This is a genomic window from Escherichia coli, assembly GCF_036503815.1.
Taxonomy (GTDB): domain Bacteria; phylum Pseudomonadota; class Gammaproteobacteria; order Enterobacterales; family Enterobacteriaceae; genus Escherichia; species Escherichia coli_F.
In genome coordinates, this window is sequence record NZ_AP027764.1 from 3,341,881 (window position 1) to 3,361,245 (window position 19,365).

Genomic DNA, 19,365 nt, shown 5'->3' on the forward strand with positions numbered 1-19,365 from the left:
GTAGAGTCGTTTACGCAGCAAGCGCGGAGTATGTCATCAGGGTCAAGAATTGAAATTGAGAGATGCCTGAATAGCAAAAAAGCGCCTTTAGGGCGCTTTTTTACATTGGTGGGTCGTGCAGGATGACTCGCTTCGCTCGCCCTTCGGGCCGTCGCCGCAAGCGGCTCCGTTGTTTCGCTGCGCTCAATTCGAACCTGCTGCAGGTTCGAATCTTTGAATATCCCAGATAGCAAAAAAGCGCCTTTAGGGCACTTTTTTACATTGGTGGGTCGTGCAGGATTCGAACCTGCGACCAATTGATTAAAAGTCAACTGCTCTACCAACTGAGCTAACGACCCCTTGCGGGATTATGCTGCTTTAATCATTCAGGATGGTGGGTCGTGCAGGATTCGAACCTGCGACCAATTGATTAAAAGTCAACTGCTCTACCAACTGAGCTAACGACCCCTTGCGGGATTATGCTGCTTTAATCATTCAGGATGGTGGGTCGTGCAGGATTCGAACCTGCGACCAATTGATTAAAAGTCAACTGCTCTACCAACTGAGCTAACGACCCATACGGGTGTTACCTGAATGATTTCTACTCGGGACCAATCTTTAATATTGGTGGATCGTGCAGGATGACTCGCTTCGCTCGCCCTACGGGCCGTTGCTGACGCAACGTTATCCTTCACGCTTAACATCTGAGTTTGATGTTAAAACTGGTGGGTCGTGCAGGATTCGAACCTGCGACCAATTGATTAAAAGTCAACTGCTCTACCAACTGAGCTAACGACCCGAGTGGTGGGTGATGACGGGATCGAACCGCCGACCCCCTCCTTGTAAGGGAGGTGCTCTCCCAGCTGAGCTAATCACCCGATACTGCGCTGGATACTACAAACTACTTCCACCGAACCCACCGCATTAGTGGTGGGTCGTGCAGGATTCGAACCTGCGACCAATTGATTAAAAGTCAACTGCTCTACCAACTGAGCTAACGACCCGGTGGTGGGTGATGACGGGATCGAACCGCCGACCCCCTCCTTGTAAGGGAGGTGCTCTCCCAGCTGAGCTAATCACCCGATACTACGCTGGATACTACAACTAACTAGGTTAGTGGTGGGTCGTGCAGGATTCGAACCTGCGACCAATTGATTAAAAGTCAACTGCTCTACCAACTGAGCTAACGACCCACTTTTTCGTTGCTTTCGGCTTGTTTGATATCCCGTGGCAACGGCGGCATATATTACTGATTTCAGACTTGAGCGCAACAAAAATTTCGATGTAGATCACTCAACTGCTTATGATTCGCACGACACGACCAGAAATAATGCGACTTCTGGTCGTGTGTTATGCATTACATCGCGTTCAGACGTTTTTGCGCCTGTTTTGCGCCATCAGTCCCAGGGTATTTACTGATAACCTGCTGATATACAGCTTTCGCTTTTGCGGTGTCACCTTTGTCCTGCATGATGACGCCGACTTTAAACATCGCATCTGCAGCCTTCGGTGACTTCGGATAGTTTTTCACTACCGAAGCAAAATAATACGCCGCATCATCTTTTTTACCCTTGTTGTAGTTTAACTGACCCAGCCAATAATTGGCGTTTGGCAGGTAAGTTGAATCAGGGTAATTTTTGATGAAATTCTGAAATGCCACCATTGCGTCATCCTGGCGGGATTTATCCTGCACCAGCGCAATAGCTGCATTGTAATCCGTGTTTGCATCACCGCTTTTCACCGGCGCGCCAGCATTCGCAGTACCAGCATCAGCTGTCGGCGTCGTTGATGCCGCCGCACCGCTTTGATCGCCGCTGGTTGATTGCGCCGCTGCACCACCGCTGCTGAGGCTATCGATCTGCAACAGGATCTGCTTTTGCCGCTCCACGACCTGATTCAGTTGATACTGATTTTCCTGAATCTGACCACGCAGGGAATCAATATCGGATTGATTATCAGAGAGTTGTTGCTGGAGTTGGGTTAAAAGCTGGCTGTGAGCATTAGAAATACGCTCAAGTTGAGTGACGCGGTCTTCGACCGAGCCTGAGCCGACACTACTGATTGGTGCCTGAGCAAAAGCGGCCCAGGGGGCCGCTATACCAACCAGTAACGACAGACTCAATAGTTGATGTCTGAAGTTACTGCTCATGCAATTCTCTTAGTAAACCAGTACCGCACGACGGTTTTTGGAGTATGCCGCTTCGTCATGACCCAGTACTGCAGGTTTTTCTTTACCGTAAGAAACGATGGAGATCTGGTCTGCAGAAACGCCTTTACCCTGCAGGTACATCTTAACGGCGTTCGCACGACGTTCACCCAGGGAGATGTTGTATTCCGGAGTACCACGTTCGTCCGCGTGACCTTCTACGGTGACTTTGTAAGACGGGTTGCTACGCAGGAAGTTTGCATGTGCATCCAGCATTTGAGCGAAGTCAGAACGGATATCGTACTTGTCCAGATCGAAGTAAACGATGTTGTTCTGCTGCAGCTGTTGCATTTGCAGACGAGCCTGCTCTTCGGAAGACATGTTGCCATTGCCGCCGTTCGCATCCATACCAGTGCCGGCACCCAGCATGCCTTCGCTGCCGTCATTGCTGGCGTTCTTGTTGGAAGAACATGCCGCAATTGCCATAACAGGCAGAGCAATCATCAGCCCTTTCAGCACTTTGTTCAGTTGCATTTCAATGATTCCTTTACTATTCAATTAATTATTATCACAGATACGGCGACCAGGCAGGGAATTTGACCTGTCCATCAGTTGCCGGAAGACGCGCTTTGAAACGCCCATCTGTAGAAACCAAATTCAGCACGGATCCCATCCCCTGAGAAGAGCTGTAGATTACCATAGTGCCGTTAGGTGCCAGACTTGGCGTTTCATCCAGGAACGTGGACGACAGAACTTGTACGCCTCCCGTTGCCAGATCTTGTTTGGCAATGTGCTGCTGCCCACCATTGGAGCTGACCATTACCATAAATTTACCGTCGCTGCTGACATCCGCATCCTGGTTCTGCGAACCTTCCCAGGTAATACGTTGTGGCGCACCGCCGTTGATATTCACTTTATAAACCTGCGGACGACCGGCCTGGTCAGAAGTAAATGCCAGGTTCTGGCTGTCCGGGAACCAGGTCGGTTCGGTATTGTTACTGCGACCATCAGTCACCTGGCGGATCTGACCAGAAGCCAAATCCATTACGTACAGGTTCAGGCTACCGGTTTTCGACAAGGCGAATGCCAGTTTGCTGCCGTCTGGCGAGAATGCAGGTGCACCGTTGTGACGCGGGAATGAAGCCACCTGACGTACAGCGCCATTTGCCAGCGTTTGGATGACCAGCGCGGAACGACCGCTTTCGAAGGTCACATAAGCCAGTTTAGAACCGTCTGGTGACCACGCCGGAGACATCAGCGGCTGCGGAGAACGGTGAACGACAAACTGGTTGTAACCGTCATAGTCAGATACGCGCAGTTCATACGGGAACTGACCGCCGTTGGTCTGAACAACGTAGGCAATACGGGTACGGAACGCACCTTTAATGCCGGTCAGTTTTTCAAACACTTCGTCACTGGCGGTATGACCAGCATAACGCAGCCACTGCTTGTTCACTTTGTACGAGTTCTGAGCAAGTACAGTACCCGGTGCGCCGCCAGTGTCCACAAGTTGATAAGCAACATTGTAAGAGCCGTCCGGATTCGGAGTGACCTGGCCGACAACCACAGCGTCAATACCCAGCGCAGACCATGCAGCTGGTTGAACTTCCTGCGCACTACCCGGCTGCTGTGGCAGACGAGCGCGATCTAATGGATTAAATTTACCGCTGTTACGCAAGTCAGCAGCAACGATGCCGCCAATATCTTCAGGTGCTGCACCAGGACCCGCCCACTGGAAAGGAACAACGCCAATAGGACGACCGGAATCTACACCGCTGTCGATCACAATGCGGACTTCAGCATGCAGAACTGATGCCCACAGTATGAGAAAACCAAATGCTACTCGTAATGCCTGCTTCATCATATCTCCCTTATCTGGACCGATGGCCCACGATAATTTAGCAGAATGTTAACAAACTAAAATACACAAAACTACCAGAACCCCGTGGCAACCGGTGTCTGATGTTGACCGTCGGAACAGTCAGCATCGCGATTACGGTTTGAAGTCCAATGGCGCGTTTTTGAACACTTCATATACTGCCTGGCTTGGTGGTTTCGGGATCTTCGCAAGTTTAGCTGCTGCCAACGCAGCCTGACAAAGTGCGGGATCGCCACCTTCAGGTTTGATATCCAGTAACATACCATCGGGTGCCAGTTTTATGCGCAGCGTACAGGTCTTGCCTGCATAGGACGATGCGTCATAGAACTTACTTTCGATAGCAGATTTAATCTGCCCGGCATAGTTATTGATATCGGCCCCTGATGCGCCATTGTTTTTAGTATTACCACTCCCGGCAGGCGAAGCATTGTTCCCTTTCGCCCCTCCCCCCGTTTTCGGTGCATTCTTACCAGAGCTTAGCTCACCGAAAATATCATCTGCCTCTGCGGCAGCTTTTGCTGCAGCGGCTTTTTCAGCTGCAGCTTTTGCTGCAGCGGCTTTTTCAGCTGCAGCTTTTGCCGCTGCCGCTTTTTTGTCTGCGGCGGCTTTTTCTGCCGCTGCTTTCTTATCAGCTGCTGCCTTTTCAGCAGCCGCTTTTTCTGCTGCTTTTTTGTCGGCTGCAGCTTTCTCTGCCGCTGCTTTCTTATCAGCTGCAGCCTTTTCAGCAGCCGCTTTCTTCTCAGCTTCTGCCTTGGTTTTTTCAGCAGCTTCAGTTGCCGCTTTTTTTCTTGCTTCAGCTGCAGCTGCTTCTGCCGCTTCCGCTTTCTTCTTCAGCGCCGCAGCGGCTGCTTCGGCTTTTTTCTGCGCTTCGGCTGCGGCTTTGGCGGCTTCTGCTTCTGCTTTTTTCTTCGCGTCTGCAGCCGCTTTCTTCGCTGCTTCTTCCGCAGCTTTTGCATCCGCTTCAGCCTTCGCTTTAGCATCTGCCGCCGCTTTCGCTGCCGCCTCTTCCGCTTGCTTCTGCTTTAACTCGGCCTGTTTTGCGGCTTCTTCAGCCTGCTTTTTCTGCTCCTGAGCCGCTAACCGCTCTTTCTCAAGTTGCTTCAGGCGTTCCTGTTCAGCCGCTTGTTTCTCACGCAGTTCTTCCGCAGCCTGCTGTTCCTTCATCTTGCGCTGCTCATCAGAACGCTTCGCGCTTGATTCCTGGCTTTGCATGCGTTTGTACTGCTCAACTACCGCACCTGAATCAACCATTACAGCGTCGATGGACGAACCACCGCCACCTCCGGCTGAAGCTTCTATATTCTCATCGAACGAACTCCAGATCAGCGCCGCAAATAAGATGACATGCAGCACTGCTGAAATAATTATCGCCCGCTTGAGCTTGTCGTTTTGTTCGGTTGCCTTTGACACTCTCGGTTTCCAAAAACTGTTCGCCTGTTACCCGCTCTCTTTCAAGCAAGGGAAACGCAGATGTTTAGATAGGCTGCGTCATTAAACCAACCGATTTCACACCTGCACTATGTAACAAGTTCAGTGCTTTAATTATTTCATCGTAAGGCACATCTTTTGCGCCACCGATCAGAAAGACCGTTTTCGGGTTGGCCTTGAAACGGCTGGACACTTCCGCCACCACCTGCTCTGGTGGTAAACGCTCCAGGCGATCTTTCTCAACCATCACGTTGTACTGACCAATACCAGACACTTCAACAATCACTGGCGGATTATCGTTACTGCTCACCGCCTGTGATTCAGTAGCGTCTGGCAGATCGACCTCCACGCTCTGGGTGATGATGGGCGCTGTCGCCATAAAGATCAGCAACAGCACCAGCAGTACGTCCAGCAACGGTACAATGTTGATTTCGGACTTGAGATCGCGACGACCTCGTCCACGCGCTCTGGCCATGGCTTACCCCTTGTTGCTCTCGCTAACGGTAAACGCCTGGCGGTGCAGAATCGCGGTAAACTCTTCCATAAAGTTGTCGTAATTCAGTTCCAGTTTGTTTACGCGCTGGTTGAGGCGGTTATAAGCCATTACCGCCGGAATTGCGGCGAACAGACCAATTGCCGTCGCAATCAACGCTTCTGCGATACCGGGCGCAACCATTTGCAGTGTTGCTTGTTTTACCGCCCCGAGGGCGATAAAGGCGTGCATGATCCCCCAGACCGTACCAAACAGACCAATATACGGGCTGATGGAGCCAACAGTACCGAGGAACGGAATGTGCGTTTCCAGATTTTCAAGTTCACGGTTCATGGAAATACGCATCGCTCGCGACGCCCCTTCCACTACGGCTTCCGGCGCATGGCTATTGGCACGATGCAGGCGCACAAACTCTTTGAACCCGCTGTAAAAGATTTGTTCCGAACCAGTGAGATTATCCCGTTTTCCCTGGCTCTCCTGATAGAGGCGAGAAAGTTCGATTCCGGACCAGAATTTATCTTCAAACGCTTCGGCTTCGCGCGCCGCTGCGTTAAGAATACGGGTCCGCTGGATAATAATGGCCCAGGATGCGATTGAAAAACCAATCAAAATCAACATGATAAGTTTAACCAGAAGGCTAGCCTTCAGGAACAAATCAAGGATATTCATGTCAGTCACTGCTTAAACTCCGCGACAATAGACTTGGGAAGCGCACGAGGCTTCATTTTGAGTGGGTCAACGCAAACAACCAGAACCTCTGCTTCATTCAGCAAAGTATTCTCGGCGTTGACAATACGTTGCGTGAAAACCAAAGAGGTGCCACGCATTGATGTTATTTCAGTCTGTATTTCGAGCATATCGTCGAGCCGCGCAGGTGCATAATATTCCACCGTCATTTTACGCACCACAAAGGCAACGCGTTCAGCCATCAGCGCCTGCTGACTGAAGTGATGATGACGCAGCATCTCTGTGCGTGCTCTTTCATAAAAAGCGACGTAACTGGCGTGGTACACCACACCACCGGCATCGGTATCTTCATAGTAGACGCGAACCGGCCATCGAAACAGCGTTGTATTCACTTTACATCCCGGTAATGCAACAAAAGTTAGAGCTTTTAAACGCTGCTACTATACGCGCGCGATTGAGGTTTGGGAATGAGGGCAAGTTAAGGGAGCGTAAAAATTTATGGGCCTGAAGCGGCCCATAAATTTTTAAAGAGAATTCTGATTTAAAAGAAGAAGAAAATCAGCCCGACAATGAGAACAATATCGGCAAGCAAAGGGCAAAAAATCCCTTGCCAGAGAACCTTCTGCGGACGAAAGCCCACGCCGTGAATAACACCAGCACAGACGGCCCACATCAGCAATAAACCATGCCAGATTTCCAGTTCACTGGTCTTCGCGGCGAAACGTGACGGGTCCCAAAACATACATCCTGCTAACAGAAGCGCCATCACGAAGGAAAGCGCCCGCAGGGGGCGCTTGTCCATTACCGCATACAAGGTTGCGATAATCTTACTCATCAGATGTCTTCTTGACCGGCTTTGCCTGATTCGACGTGCTCAAGCGCCAGCGCGGTGATTACCCCAAACGAACAGGCAAGAAGCGTTCCCAGAATCCATGCGAAATACCACATTTTTAGCTCCTTACTTAGTACAGAGAGTGGGTGTTACGTTCAATATCTTCTTTGGTGATACGACCGAACATTTTCCAGTAGCACCAGGCGGTGTAGAGCAGAATGATCGGTACCAGAACCACCGCAACCCAGGTCATGACGTTAAGCGTCAGCTGGCTGGAAGTTGCATCCCACATTGTCAGACTTGCGTTCATCATGGTGCTGGACGGCATCACAAACGGGAACATTGCAATACCGGCAGTCAGGATGATGCAGGCCAGCGTCAGGGAGGAGAACACAAACGCCCACGCCGCTTTATCCATACGTGCAGTCAGAATGGTCAGCAGAGGCAGAACCACACCCAGTACCGGAATAGCCCACAGAATCGGCGTATTGTTGAAGTTCACCAACCATGCGCCAGCTTCACGAACCACTTCTTTATTCAGCGGGTTAGATGCCGCGTAATGGTCCATTGTTGATTTCACAACATAACCATCGATACCGTACATCACCCATACGCCAGCCAGTGCGAAGCAGACCAGTGTCACCAGTGCCGCCACCTGAGCCGTTGCACGGGTACGCAGGTGCAGTTCGCCCACGGTACGCATCTGCAGATAGGTTGCGCCCTGAGTAATGATCATCCCTACGCTCACCACGCCAGCCAGCAGGCCGAACGGGTTAAGCAGCTGGAAGAAGTTACCGGTGTAGTACAGACGCAGATATTCATCCACGTTGAACGGTACGCCCTGCAACAGGTTACCAAACGCCACGCCAATCACCAGCGGCGGAACGAAGCTACCAATGAAGATGCCCCAGTCCCACATGTTACGCCAGCGGGTTTCTTCAATCTTGGAGCGGTAGTCAAAACCGACCGGACGGAAGAACAGAGACGCCAGCACGAGGATCATCGCGACATAGAAGCCGGAGAACGCAGCGGCATAGACCATCGGCCAGGCAGCAAACAGAGCGCCACCCGCAGTGATCAGCCATACCTGGTTACCGTCCCAGTGTGGTGCGATGGAGTTAATCATAATTCGACGCTCGGTGTCGTTACGACCGAGGAAACGGGTGAGCATGCCCACCCCCATGTCGAAACCGTCAGTGACTGCAAAACCAATCAGCAGAACGCCAACCAGCAGCCACCAGATAAAACGCAATACTTCATAATCGATCATTTGACGACTCCTGTCTTAGCGTGCCGGCTGAGTAGTCGTGGAAGACTGCTCAAAGTGATAGCGACCGGTTTTCAGGCTGCTTGGGCCGAGGCGTGCAAACTTGAACATTAAGAACAATTCTGCCACCAGGAACAGGGTATACAGGCCACAAATCAGCACCATCGAGAAGATGAGGTCGCCTGCGGTCAGTGACGAGTTCGCTACAGCTGTCGGCAGCACTTCACCGATAGCCCAAGGTTGGCGACCATATTCAGCCACGAACCAGCCCGCTTCTACAGCAATCCACGGCAGCGGAATACCGTACAGTGCGGCGCGCAGCAGCCATTTTTTCTCGCCAATACGGTTGCGGATGACACTCCAGAAAGAGAGCGCGATGATTGCCAGCAGCAGGAAGCCACACGCCACCATGATACGGAACGCGAAGTACAGCGGCGCTACACGTGGAATGGAGTCTTTGGTTGCCTGTTGAATCTGCGCTTCAGTCGCATCCGCCACGTTTGGCGTGTAGCGTTTCAGCAACAGACCGTAACCGAGGTCTTTCTTCATGCTATTGAACTGGTCACGAACCGCCTGGTCAGTAGAACCAGAACGCAGTTGCTCGAGCAGAGAGTACGCCTTCATCCCGTTACGGATGCGTTCTTCATGCTGCACCATCAGCTCTTTCAGGCCGATAACCGGGGTATCCACGGAACGCGTTGCAATGATGCCCAGCGCGTAAGGGATCTGGATAGCAAATTTGTTCGTCTCCTCTTCCTGATCAGGAATGCCGAACAGAGTAAAGGCAGCAGGTGCAGGTTGCGTTTCCCACTCGGCTTCAATAGCAGCCAGTTTGGTTTTCTGCACGTCGCCCATTTCATAACCGGATTCATCACCCAGAACAATAACAGACAGAACGGCAGCCATACCGAAGCTGGCAGCGATAGCAAAGGAGCGTTTAGCAAAGGCGAAGTCACGACCTTTCAACATATACCATGCGCTGATACCAAGGATGAACATCGCGCCAGTCACATAACCAGACGCTACAGTGTGAACGAATTTCACCTGAGCAACCGGGTTAAGCACCAGCTCGGAGAAGCTCACCATCTCCATACGCATAGTTTCAAAGTTGAAATCGGATGCGATTGGGTTTTGCATCCAGCCGTTCGCAACCAGAATCCACAGTGCGGACAGGTTTGAACCAAGCGCCACCAGCCAGGTGACACACATATGCTGAACTTTACCCAGACGATCCCAACCGAAGAAGAACAGACCTACAAAGGTGGATTCGAGGAAGAAGGCCATCAGACCTTCGATTGCCAGCGGCGCACCGAAGATATCCCCTACATAGTGGGAATAGTAAGACCAGTTAGTCCCGAACTGGAACTCCATGGTCAGACCGGTTGCCACCCCCAGAGCGAAGTTGATACCAAACAACTTGCCCCAGAACTTGGTCATATCTTTATAAATCTGTTTGCCGGAAAGGACGTAGACCGTTTCCATAATGGCCAGCAGGAACGCCATACCGAGCGTCAGTGGCACAAAAAGGAAGTGGTACATCGCGGTCAAGGCAAACTGTAAGCGCGACAGTTCGACTATATCTAACATCATGACTCCTTGCTCATCGCATGAAGACTCCGAGAGTGAACCCCGTTAGAAAGGGTCACACGCATGCCCCAATACAAAATTATTTGCTCGCCTCTATCGCTGCCTTTTCCTCAAAAGTGGAAAAGACAATGATAAAAAAGTTACAAATATGTTAATGAATAAACCAAATTGATCCCGTAATTATATTACGCCGCAAAATCCTTACAATAAACAGGTTTTTATTGAGCAAATTTGCATTTTTCGACAGTGATCAATTTATAGCGAAATTGTCACGACCTCACCAATTTGATCTACGACAATTTATCGTGTTTTGCAGATTTTTTTCAAGAATTAAAAATTGATTTATATCAAAACCAGTCAAATATGTTAATTATGTATAAACCATAGACCATTGGTAATTTTATTGTTAATTTATTGTGAAATATTTATGTAACACAATTATTACAATAAAAAGACATAGATAAAAAACCAGTGTTTTATTTAACAGAATCGCCTTATCAACTTTTTATAATACCAATTGATTAGAGTAGCCAATTTGTTGCTATTTTACATAACATATTTTTATCAAAGTTAATTGATTGTTGCCTTTATGAGCATCGCTGTAAGACCGCCATGTTATTGTTTCATTTGTAATAATCACCAATAAGTATCGATGAGAGAGATATCGCTTAACAGAGGCGACTGTGTCTGCATGAACACAGGCAACTTTCGCCTGATAAACGAAAAATGAGCGATTTTTGCAAGTTAGTTTTTCTATAGCCGGGTACGCTGAGCGCCTCGCTTGATTACAATGAGGTTGCTGCCATGGGTCTTGATAATATAGGTTCTGTTGTCAATCGCTTCTCTGGTTGGCCATCAAATGATCCTCTAAAAACAGATAACGAATCAATGACATCACCCGTGACTGTGCAGGTAATAAAGTTGATTGCCGCCATCCTTGACCCACATCGGATAGTCGTTGGTATCGATACACTTTATACAACGCAGCGCAAAACATTTACCTCAGAGGGTCAACAACTCATTGACTCAGCATTGAAAACACTTAATGTGATGAATTTAAATAACCTGGAAACAGATCGCGATGAGGAGGGTAACTATCTGGCTTTTGGATATAACGTTGACACTCCTGACAGAATAACCGTTTCTGCTTATAATGAAAAAAAACCTTTCTGTTATGGCCAATGCCTTTTAATACAGGATGAAGAACCAGATTTATTTAACCTGGTAAAAATTAAAACCTTTGAAGCCAGGCATAATTATGTTTCTAAATTGATGAGCGATCCGGAATTTATGTTTAAATTCAGTTATAGCGCCCAACAAAATAGATTAGAACCTCATCTTCTGGTTCCCACTTATTTCCCTCTGAAAACAAACCAACCGGTTACGCTAGAGGATGTACTGATACTTTATCGTTTCTTTAAAATGAATGGCGATTTTAATATATTAACATCAGATGAATACATGAGTATCATGACACCTCTGATGAAGTGTGAGCGTAGTGTCCACGACCATAACAGGTATGTGACGGGCAAAGATGCTCTTCTTCTGGACAATCCTCCGTCTGGTAACCAGATATATTTCCATATTTCCCCTGACGAATCAGCAACACTTGTCCTTTATTTTTCAGACAATAACCTTGAATCCTTCGTCTTTGAAAATGATATTCCGAGCCAGTATCGACATTTCAAAATGTTTACCAATTTAGCACTAGTTATTGATCAGTTAACCGACGCCAATCAAATACTTTAATTTTCTATATATCCCCTATGGTAAATATTACTAAACAATACCTGGGGATTAATTTTTATTACTCACGGAAAGATTTAAATAATGATACCATCTCAGCTCTCTTTTAATACTCTTCCTGTCAATGCAACATGCACTTCAGAGATAACAGTAAACACACAAAAATTCTCTGACATCCTCTACTCAGTGGGGTATTCCCTAAAGGATCTGGCATATCTGAGCAGATGTCTGGCATCATTACACCCGACACTCGCCAAAAACATTTATGAAACGGAAAATCTCAGCGATCAAAAATTACTTTATATAGATTGCCGTAGTACAAATGAAATCAAGATAAATATCTTTTTGGGTCAAAAAAGAGAAGAATTAATCGAAATTAGTTCTGATACAGTCATTTTTTCGATACTGTCTTCATTGATTGACTCAGCTATTTCTGACCATCGACATCAAATCACCGTTAATGATTCAAATAATTCTGAACTATTTTATGAGGATTATACTGATTAAATCCACTCTGTGCGAACCTGTCCTGCATTTATGCCAGAAGTATTAGAATCTTTGATTAACGTTACTCGTACTGGTAGCACCTTCATGTGCCTCTCTTTTTTACGAACAATCAAAAGAACTAACAAAGGGCATAATTCGTATAAATCATTAACCATTTGTTATATTCAACATTTTTTTTACATTAAGCAGAGATGAATTGCAGTGAAATTCAAGTTAAATTTTACAAAATGTATTACTCATGGCTAAAAATTCTCCCCAAAATGCAAATTAGAAGTTGATCACAATTATCTCAATACATCAAATCAAGTTAATTTTAAAAATTTAACATTCATGACATTAGTTGACATAACACGCTGAATTAAAATGAGAATTTAAAAACACACTTTAAACAATCATTTCCCGAAAGACATTTTGAAAATAGATCAATTGCAACATTACGACCAGATAAAGACACTCCTGTGATATTAAACCTGTGCCGTTATGGACGGCCATAAATACGACGTGTGTAACTTATTTTACTCTCTGTCTTACAAAGGATTACCCATGAAGAAAGCAACACTTGTGATTGGCGTTATTGGCGCGGACTGCCATGCAGTAGGCAATAAAGTTCTGGACCGCGTTTTTAGCAACCATGACTTCAGAGTCATTAATCTGGGCGTAATGGTCAGCCAGGACGAATATATTGATGCTGCCATTGAAACTGGCGCTGACGCAATTGTCGTCTCCTCTATCTATGGGCATGGCGATATCGACTGTCTGGGCATGCGCGAACGCTGCATTGAGCGTGGCTTGGGGGACATCCTGCTCTATGTGGGCGGCAACCTGGTGGTCGGAAAACATGACTTCGCTGACGTGGAAACCAAGTTCAAAGAGATGGGATTTGATCGCGTCTTTTCCCCAAGTCATGACTTAGAAGATGTTTGTCAGCTGATGGCCCACGATATCAACCAACGTCATGACGTTGATACTCGCATTCTTGAAGAGGCAATCTGATGCAAATCGTCTCTGTCGATATTGGATCGACGTGGACCAAAGCAGCCCTCTTCACCCGGGAGGGGGACGCGTTAACGTTGGTTAACCACGTTCTGACCCCAACCACCATCCATCATCTGGCAGAGGGATTTTTCTCCAGCCTTAACCAGGTGTTAAACGTAGATAATGCCCTCCCCCTGTTAAACCGTGGTGAGGTTGCATTGAAGTATTCCTCCTCTGCCAAAGGTGGGCTGGCGGTTGCCGCAATGGGATTGGTGCCTTCTATCACCCGGGAAACCGCGAAAGTAACCGCTCACTCTGCGGGTGCTAAAATTGCGCAATATTACGCCTACAAGCTGAACCGCCGTGATATCCAGGCACTAGAAGAAACGCAGCCCGATATTCTTTTGTTCACCGGCGGCACCGACGGCGGAGAAGAAAGTTACGGACTGAATAACGCCCGTGTGCTGGCAGAATCCAAACTCGACTGCGCCATTATTTATGCCGGAAACCGGGATATTCAGGACAAGGTGCAGGAGATCCTCGGGCATAAAGACCTGACCATCGTCGACAATGTTCTACCCGATCTTGACCATCCGAACCCTTTAGCTGCACGCCAGGCTATCTGCGACATATTCCTTAAACGCATCGTTAAAGGGAAAGGGCTGGATGTCATTGTTGATAAAACAGGCGAAGAACCAATGCCGACACCATGGACGGTCTTTGAACTGGTTAAGGCAATCAGTAACGTCGATCACAGCTGGAAAGAGTTCATGCTGATCGACATGGGCGGCGCAACCACCGATGTCTATTCCGCCTGTGCCAACACGCTCTCGCCCGACACTGTTTTACATGGCGTACCGGAACCCTTCGTAAAACGGACGGTGGAAGGCGATCTGGGAATGCGCGTCTCGGCAATGGTGGTTGGTGAAAGTGCGAAAGAGTTAGTCAGTGTGAATTTTGCTCAGCAACCCGCACAGTTGGACGCTTTTTATCATTACCTCCGTCATCTAGTCGCTCATCCCGACTACTTACCCGCGAATGCAGATGAAAAATATTTCGATACCGTCCTGGCCGGACTGTGTGTGGGTTATGCCACCGAAAGACATGCGGGCACCAAAAAAGAGGTCTGCACCTGCATCGGCAATGTCGATTTACAGATGGGACGTGACCTGACAACCGTGCGTAAAGTCGTTGGATCCGGCGGATGGCTCTCGCGTGCCGGTCAGTTCGATATGCATCGCTGGTTGAAATACCGCGAGTTAAACGACGACGGCAAACGCATTCTCTTACCGACCGAATTTGAATATTACCGCGATTCCCGGGGGCTATTACCACTGCTGGCAAACGTCGCCAGAGTCGATCCGCTGGCCGCCGCGCGCACCAGTATTCAATGCTTAACCCTATAACAATTAAGGCTGCAATCAATGGAACTTCGAAATAAGAAATTAACCCATGACGAATTCATGACCGAGCGGCAACAGGTATTGAAAACCTGGGAAACCGGCAAGGATGTTGAAAACTTTGAAGATGGCGTTAAATACCAACAAACCATTCCTGAGCATAAACGCTTCTCTCTTGCCCTGCTGAAAGCAGACAAGGAAGGTAAAACCCTTAGCCAACCGCGCGCAGGCGTGGCGCTGATGGACGAACACATCGAACTACTGAAAACACTACAAGAAGAGTGCGATCTGCTGCCGAGCACTATCGATGCATATACCCGTCTGAATCGGTACGAAGAAGCGGCTGTAGGGATTAAAAAATCCATCGAAGCCGGAACCTCTAAACTGAACGGTTTACCGGTAGTTAACCACGGCGTCGCAGCTTGCCGTCGCCTCACCGAAACTCTGCAAAAACCGCTACAGATCCGCCACGGCACGCCTGATGCGCGTCTGCTGGCTGAAATCTCGATGGCCAGCGGCTTTACCAGTTATGAAGGCGGCGGCATTTCCTACAACATCCCGTATGCCAAACGCGTAACGCTGGAAAAATCGATCCGCGACTGGCAGTACTGCGACCGTTTAATGGGGATGTATGAAGAACACGGGATCCGCATCAACCGCGAACCGTTTGGCCCACTAACGGGTACGCTAATCCCGCCGTTTATCTCGCACTCTATCGCAATAATCGAAGGCTTGCTGGCACTGGAACAGGGTGTGAAGTCTATCACCGTTGGTTATGGTCAGGTCGGCAGCCTGACGCAGGATGTCGCGGCGATCCAGTCTCTGCGGGAACTTGCACACGAATATTTTCAGAGCTATGGCTATACCGACTACGAATTAAGTACCGTGTTTCACCAGTGGATGGGAGGCTTTCCGGAGGACGAATCGAAAGCGTTCGCCATTATCTCCTGGGGTGCTGCCGTCGCGGGGATGTCTGGTGCTACCAAAGTCATCACCAAAAGTCCGCACGAAGCCTGGGGCATCCCGACTGCTGCTGCCAACATTCAGGGGCTAAAAGCCTCCCGCCAGATGCTCAACATGGTCAACGAGCAGAAATTCCCGCCGTGCCCGGCGGTTGAACTAGAAATTGAACTGATTAAGAGCGAGGTTCGCGCTGTACTGAACAAAGTGTTCGAACTGGGTAATGGTGATATTGCGCGCGGTACGGTGCTGGCATTTGAAGCGGGCGTACTGGATGTGCCGTTTGCACCAGCCGCCTGCAACGCGGGCAAAATTCTTCCGGTCCGTGACAACACCGGCGCGATACGCGTACTGGAAGCCGGAGCCGTTCCATTGCCAAAAGATATTCTCGACCTCCACCACGATTACGTTGCGGAACGCGCGCGCTTTGAAGGACGCCAACCGACATTCCAGATGGTTGTAGATGACATCAATGCTGTATCCCACAGTAAATTAATAGGAAGACCATAATGAAAATAAAACAGGCCCTTTTTACCGCTGGCTACTCCTCATTCTATTTCGATGATCAGCAGGCGATAAAAAACGGAGCGGGTCACGACGGCTTTTTCTACACCGGAGAGCCGGTAACACAGGGGTTTAACGCCGTACGTCAGGCCGGGGAGTGCGTTTCGGTTCAGTTGATTCTGGAAAACGGTGCGGTCGCCGTAGGCGACTGTGCTGCCGTACAGTATTCCGGGGCAGGCGGTCGCGATCCACTGTTCCTCGCAGAGCACTTTATTCCGTTCCTCAACGACCATATCAAGCCATTACTGGTAGGCCGCGATGTGGATGCTTTCCTGCCGAATGCCCGTTTCTTCGACAAATTGCGTATTGACGGCAACTTGCTGCATACCGCCGTACGTTACGGATTATCACAGGCGCTGCTTGATGCTACCGCGCTGGCAACCGGCCGTCTAAAAACTGAAGTGGTCTGTGATGAATGGCAGTTGCCACGCGTGGCGGAATCCATTCCATTATTTGGTCAGAGCGGAGACGATCGATATATCGCTGTCGATAAGATGATCCTTAAGGGCATCGACGTGCTACCTCATGCGCTGATTAATAACGTCGAAGAGAAACTGGGCTTTAAAGGAGAAAAACTGCGCGAATATGTCCGTTGGCTATCCGATCGGATTCTAAGCAAACGCACCAGCGCACGCTACCACCCTACCCTGCACATCGATGTATACGGCACTATTGGTCTGATCTTCGATATGGATCCGCTTCGCTGTGCGCAATACATCGCCAGTCTGGAAAAAGAGGCGCAAGGCCTGCCGCTCTACATTGAGGGGCCGGTCGATGCCGGTAACAAGCCCGATCAAATCCGCCTGCTGACCGCGATTACCAAAGAGCTGACGCGCCTCGGTTCCGGCGTGAAAATCGTGGCCGATGAATGGTGTAACACCTACCAGGATATTGTTGATTTCACTGATGCCGCCAGTTGCCACATGGTGCAAATCAAAACCCCGGATCTGGGCAGTATTCACAACATCGTCGATGCAGTTCTTTATTGCAACAGCCACAGCATGGAAGCGTACCAGGGCGGCACCTGCAATGAAACTGATGTCAGTGCCCGCACCTGTGTCCACGTCGCCCTTGCTGCTCGCCCCATGCGTATGCTGGTAAAACCAGGGATGGGCTTTGACGAAGGCCTCGATATCGTCTTCAACGAAATGAATCGTACTATCGCGCTGTTGCAGGCTAAGGATTAACAAATGGCTCGTTCTTTTAAAGTCTTATCGCCAACGGCAATCCTCGGGTATGGATTCCCGGAAGAGAGCTTCCGCAAAGCGATGGCAGAATCGCCCGATCTGATCGCCGCTGATGCAGGATCTTCCGATCCAGGTCCCCACTACCTCGGGGCAGGCAAACCGTTTACCGATCGCGCAGGAGTCAAGCGCGATCTGCGCTATATGATCACCGCAGGCGTGCAAAATAATATACCGGTGGTGATCGGAACGGCCGGCGGTTCTGGTGCCGCTCCACACCTGGAGTGGTGCCGAGAAATAATTCATGAGATTGCCCGGGAAGAGCGCCTCTCGTTCTCGATGGCGCTGATCCCGGCAGACGTTGACAAAGCCATCGTCCACCAGGCGCTGGATAACGGCAAAATCACGGCGCTGGATTTTGTCCCGCCGTTAACCCACGACGCGATTGACGAAAGTACGTATATCGTCGCGCAAATGGGCATCGAACCCTTCCAGCAGGCGCTGAAAGAAGGCGCGCAAGTGGTGCTGGGCGGGCGCGCTTACGACCCGGCCTGCTTTGCTGCGCTACCGATCATGCAAGGCTTTGATGAAGGTCTGGCGCTGCATTGTGGGAAAATCCTTGAATGCGCGGCAATCGCCGCAACGCCCGGCTCAGGCTCTGACTGTGCGATGGGCATCATTGATGACAACGGCTTTACGCTGAAGACATTTAATCCGAAGCGTAAATTTACCGAAACGTCAGCGGCTGCACACACACTGTATGAGAAATCCGATCCCTACTTCCTGCCAGGACCTGGCGGCGTGTTGAACCTGAAAGGCTGCACATTTAAAGCGGTCAATGACGGCGAAGTGTACGTCAGCGGTTCTAAGCATGAAGAAACGCCGTATGCCCTGAAACTGGAAGGTGCGCGACGGGTGGGCTTCCGCTGTCTGACCATCGCAGGAACGCGCGACCCGATCATGATCGCCGGGATCGATAAAATCATCGATGAAGTCAAAACCAGCGTTTCGCGTAACCTGTCGCTCGACGATGACAGCATTCGCATCAATTTCCACCTGTACGGCAAAAACGGGGTGATGGGCGACCATGAACCGATGCAAACTGCCGGGCATGAGCTGGGGATTGTCCTTGATGTAGTTGCACCGACCCAGGATATTGCCAATAGCGTTTGCTCGCTAGTGCGCTCTACCATGCTGCACTACGGCTATGAAAACCGCATCGCTACCGCAGGCAACCTGGCGTTCCCGTTCTCCCCTTCTGATATCCAGGGCGGGCCGGTATACGAATTTTCCATATATCACCTGATTGAAGCCAACGACGCTCTGCGTTTTGATTTCCATATTGAACAGGTGACGCCAGAAGGAGTTCAGGCATGAAACAGTCAATTGTCTCACTGGCGCAAGTCATTCGTTCGAAAAATGCCGGACCTTACGAACTGGTTTTAGATATTTTATTTAAAACGAAAGAAAACTATGAGCGAGTAAAATCATCAGGGCAATTAACCCCAGAACTGATTGCGCGCTTATATCATGTTGAACCTGACTTTATTCATCGTATTGTCTGGTTTGATCCTTCTAACGCAGTAAAAATTGTCATGCCACGAGATATTATCTCCGGGAATGTAGGTGACAATGATGTCTATGGCGCACAGCAACATGCACCTTTATTAAATATGAGTTTCGATTTGTAAAAATCCGAACACTTTTAGCCAACTGACATCCCGTCACTTA

The 19,365-nt window shown here is 49.3% G+C and carries 19 protein-coding genes, 8 tRNA genes and 1 other RNA gene; 8 read left to right on the forward strand and 20 right to left on the reverse strand.

All coding sequences use genetic code 11. The features are described from left to right. Nucleotides 1-106: 106 nt before the first annotated feature. The 20 genes from AABJ99_RS16025 to cydA form a co-directional block, all read right to left on the reverse strand. Nucleotides 107-232: non-coding RNA, RtT sRNA (locus AABJ99_RS16025), on the reverse strand. A gap of 30 nt (nucleotides 233-262) precedes the next feature. Next, nucleotides 263-338, reverse strand: a tRNA-Lys gene (locus AABJ99_RS16030). Nucleotides 339-371: 33 nt separating this feature from the next. Further along, a tRNA-Lys gene (locus tag AABJ99_RS16035) sits at nucleotides 372-447 on the reverse strand. 33 nt (nucleotides 448-480) lie between these two features. After that, nucleotides 481-556: transfer RNA gene (locus tag AABJ99_RS16040), tRNA-Lys, on the reverse strand. A gap of 146 nt (nucleotides 557-702) precedes the next feature. Beyond that, nucleotides 703-778 (reverse strand) — tRNA-Lys (locus tag AABJ99_RS16045). Nucleotides 779-781: 3 nt separating this feature from the next. Beyond that, nucleotides 782-857, reverse strand: a tRNA-Val gene (locus AABJ99_RS16050). Nucleotides 858-907: 50 nt separating this feature from the next. Continuing rightward, a tRNA-Lys gene (locus AABJ99_RS16055) sits at nucleotides 908-983 on the reverse strand. Nucleotides 984-985: 2 nt separating this feature from the next. After that, nucleotides 986-1,061, reverse strand: a tRNA-Val gene (locus AABJ99_RS16060). A 35-nt stretch (nucleotides 1,062-1,096) separates the two neighbouring features. Then, nucleotides 1,097-1,172, reverse strand: a tRNA-Lys gene (locus tag AABJ99_RS16065). 164 nt (nucleotides 1,173-1,336) lie between these two features. Then, the gene (gene cpoB, locus AABJ99_RS16070) at nucleotides 1,337-2,128 is read right to left on the reverse strand and encodes a cell division protein CpoB (protein WP_000097569.1); all 792 of its coding nucleotides are present in this window, start codon (nucleotides 2,126-2,128) and stop codon (nucleotides 1,337-1,339) included. A 9-nt stretch (nucleotides 2,129-2,137) separates the two neighbouring features. Continuing rightward, nucleotides 2,138-2,659, reverse strand: a complete 522-nt coding sequence (pal, locus tag AABJ99_RS16075) for a peptidoglycan-associated lipoprotein Pal (protein WP_001295306.1) — start codon at nucleotides 2,657-2,659, stop codon at nucleotides 2,138-2,140. Nucleotides 2,660-2,693: 34 nt separating this feature from the next. Further along, entirely contained in the window at nucleotides 2,694-3,986 is a 1,293-nt protein-coding gene (tolB, locus tag AABJ99_RS16080) for a Tol-Pal system beta propeller repeat protein TolB (RefSeq protein WP_001295307.1), read from the reverse strand. Between the two features lie 132 nt (nucleotides 3,987-4,118). Continuing rightward, nucleotides 4,119-5,414 carry a cell envelope integrity protein TolA gene (gene tolA, locus AABJ99_RS16085; RefSeq protein ID WP_338387376.1) on the reverse strand — a complete coding sequence of 432 codons (1,296 nt, stop codon included), beginning with the start codon at nucleotides 5,412-5,414 and terminating at the stop codon, nucleotides 4,119-4,121. 64 nt (nucleotides 5,415-5,478) lie between these two features. After that, nucleotides 5,479-5,907, reverse strand: coding sequence for a colicin uptake protein TolR (gene tolR, locus AABJ99_RS16090; protein ID WP_039021239.1), 429 nt, complete (start codon nucleotides 5,905-5,907; stop codon nucleotides 5,479-5,481). 3 nt (nucleotides 5,908-5,910) lie between these two features. After that, nucleotides 5,911-6,603 carry a Tol-Pal system protein TolQ gene (tolQ, locus tag AABJ99_RS16095; protein ID WP_000131314.1) on the reverse strand — a complete coding sequence of 231 codons (693 nt, stop codon included), beginning with the start codon at nucleotides 6,601-6,603 and terminating at the stop codon, nucleotides 5,911-5,913. After that, nucleotides 6,600-7,004 carry a tol-pal system-associated acyl-CoA thioesterase gene (ybgC, locus tag AABJ99_RS16100; RefSeq protein ID WP_001098384.1) on the reverse strand — a complete coding sequence of 135 codons (405 nt, stop codon included), beginning with the start codon at nucleotides 7,002-7,004 and terminating at the stop codon, nucleotides 6,600-6,602. The genes tolQ and ybgC overlap by 4 nt, the downstream gene beginning before the upstream one ends. Before the next feature lie 149 nt (nucleotides 7,005-7,153). After that, entirely contained in the window at nucleotides 7,154-7,447 is a 294-nt protein-coding gene (ybgE, locus tag AABJ99_RS16105; RefSeq protein WP_000034602.1) for a cyd operon protein YbgE, read from the reverse strand. Next, nucleotides 7,447-7,560: a cytochrome bd-I oxidase subunit CydX gene (gene cydX, locus AABJ99_RS16110; protein ID WP_000270282.1), complete on the reverse strand. Its 114-nt coding sequence runs from the start codon at nucleotides 7,558-7,560 to the stop codon at nucleotides 7,447-7,449. Before cydX ends, ybgE begins: the two co-directional genes overlap by 1 nt. 14 nt (nucleotides 7,561-7,574) lie before the next feature. Further along, a complete protein-coding gene (cydB, locus tag AABJ99_RS16115; protein ID WP_000568277.1) occupies nucleotides 7,575-8,714 on the reverse strand; it encodes a cytochrome d ubiquinol oxidase subunit II in 1,140 nt (379 codons plus the stop codon). Nucleotides 8,715-8,729: 15 nt separating this feature from the next. Then, nucleotides 8,730-10,298, reverse strand: coding sequence for a cytochrome ubiquinol oxidase subunit I (gene cydA, locus AABJ99_RS16120; protein ID WP_000884361.1), 1,569 nt, complete (start codon nucleotides 10,296-10,298; stop codon nucleotides 8,730-8,732). A gap of 804 nt (nucleotides 10,299-11,102) precedes the next feature. Between cydA and AABJ99_RS16125 the strand changes: the two genes are divergently transcribed. From AABJ99_RS16125 to AABJ99_RS16160, 8 genes are all read left to right on the forward strand, one after another. Further along, the gene (locus AABJ99_RS16125) at nucleotides 11,103-12,047 is read left to right on the forward strand and encodes a hypothetical protein (RefSeq protein WP_039021238.1); all 945 of its coding nucleotides are present in this window, start codon (nucleotides 11,103-11,105) and stop codon (nucleotides 12,045-12,047) included. A gap of 81 nt (nucleotides 12,048-12,128) precedes the next feature. Further along, complete coding sequence (locus AABJ99_RS16130) at nucleotides 12,129-12,551, forward strand: hypothetical protein (RefSeq protein ID WP_077782405.1); 423 nt, start codon at nucleotides 12,129-12,131, stop codon at nucleotides 12,549-12,551. Nucleotides 12,552-13,094: 543 nt separating this feature from the next. Further along, nucleotides 13,095-13,544 (forward strand): methylaspartate mutase subunit S, encoded by a 450-nt coding sequence (gene glmS, locus AABJ99_RS16135; protein WP_000710392.1) that lies wholly within the window; start codon nucleotides 13,095-13,097, stop codon nucleotides 13,542-13,544. Then, a complete protein-coding gene (gene glmL, locus AABJ99_RS16140) occupies nucleotides 13,544-14,932 on the forward strand; it encodes a methylaspartate mutase accessory protein GlmL (RefSeq protein WP_338387377.1) in 1,389 nt (462 codons plus the stop codon). Before glmS ends, glmL begins: the two co-directional genes overlap by 1 nt. 18 nt (nucleotides 14,933-14,950) lie before the next feature. Then, a complete protein-coding gene (locus AABJ99_RS16145; RefSeq protein WP_000423321.1) occupies nucleotides 14,951-16,396 on the forward strand; it encodes a methylaspartate mutase subunit E in 1,446 nt (481 codons plus the stop codon). Beyond that, nucleotides 16,396-17,637, forward strand: coding sequence for a methylaspartate ammonia-lyase (locus AABJ99_RS16150; protein WP_000695027.1), 1,242 nt, complete (start codon nucleotides 16,396-16,398; stop codon nucleotides 17,635-17,637). Before AABJ99_RS16145 ends, AABJ99_RS16150 begins: the two co-directional genes overlap by 1 nt. Before the next feature lie 3 nt (nucleotides 17,638-17,640). Next, a complete protein-coding gene (locus tag AABJ99_RS16155; protein WP_039021235.1) occupies nucleotides 17,641-19,011 on the forward strand; it encodes an acyclic terpene utilization AtuA family protein in 1,371 nt (456 codons plus the stop codon). Beyond that, nucleotides 19,008-19,325: a DUF4387 domain-containing protein gene (locus AABJ99_RS16160; RefSeq protein ID WP_000813947.1), complete on the forward strand. Its 318-nt coding sequence runs from the start codon at nucleotides 19,008-19,010 to the stop codon at nucleotides 19,323-19,325. Before AABJ99_RS16155 ends, AABJ99_RS16160 begins: the two co-directional genes overlap by 4 nt. Nucleotides 19,326-19,365: the final 40 nt, after the last annotated feature.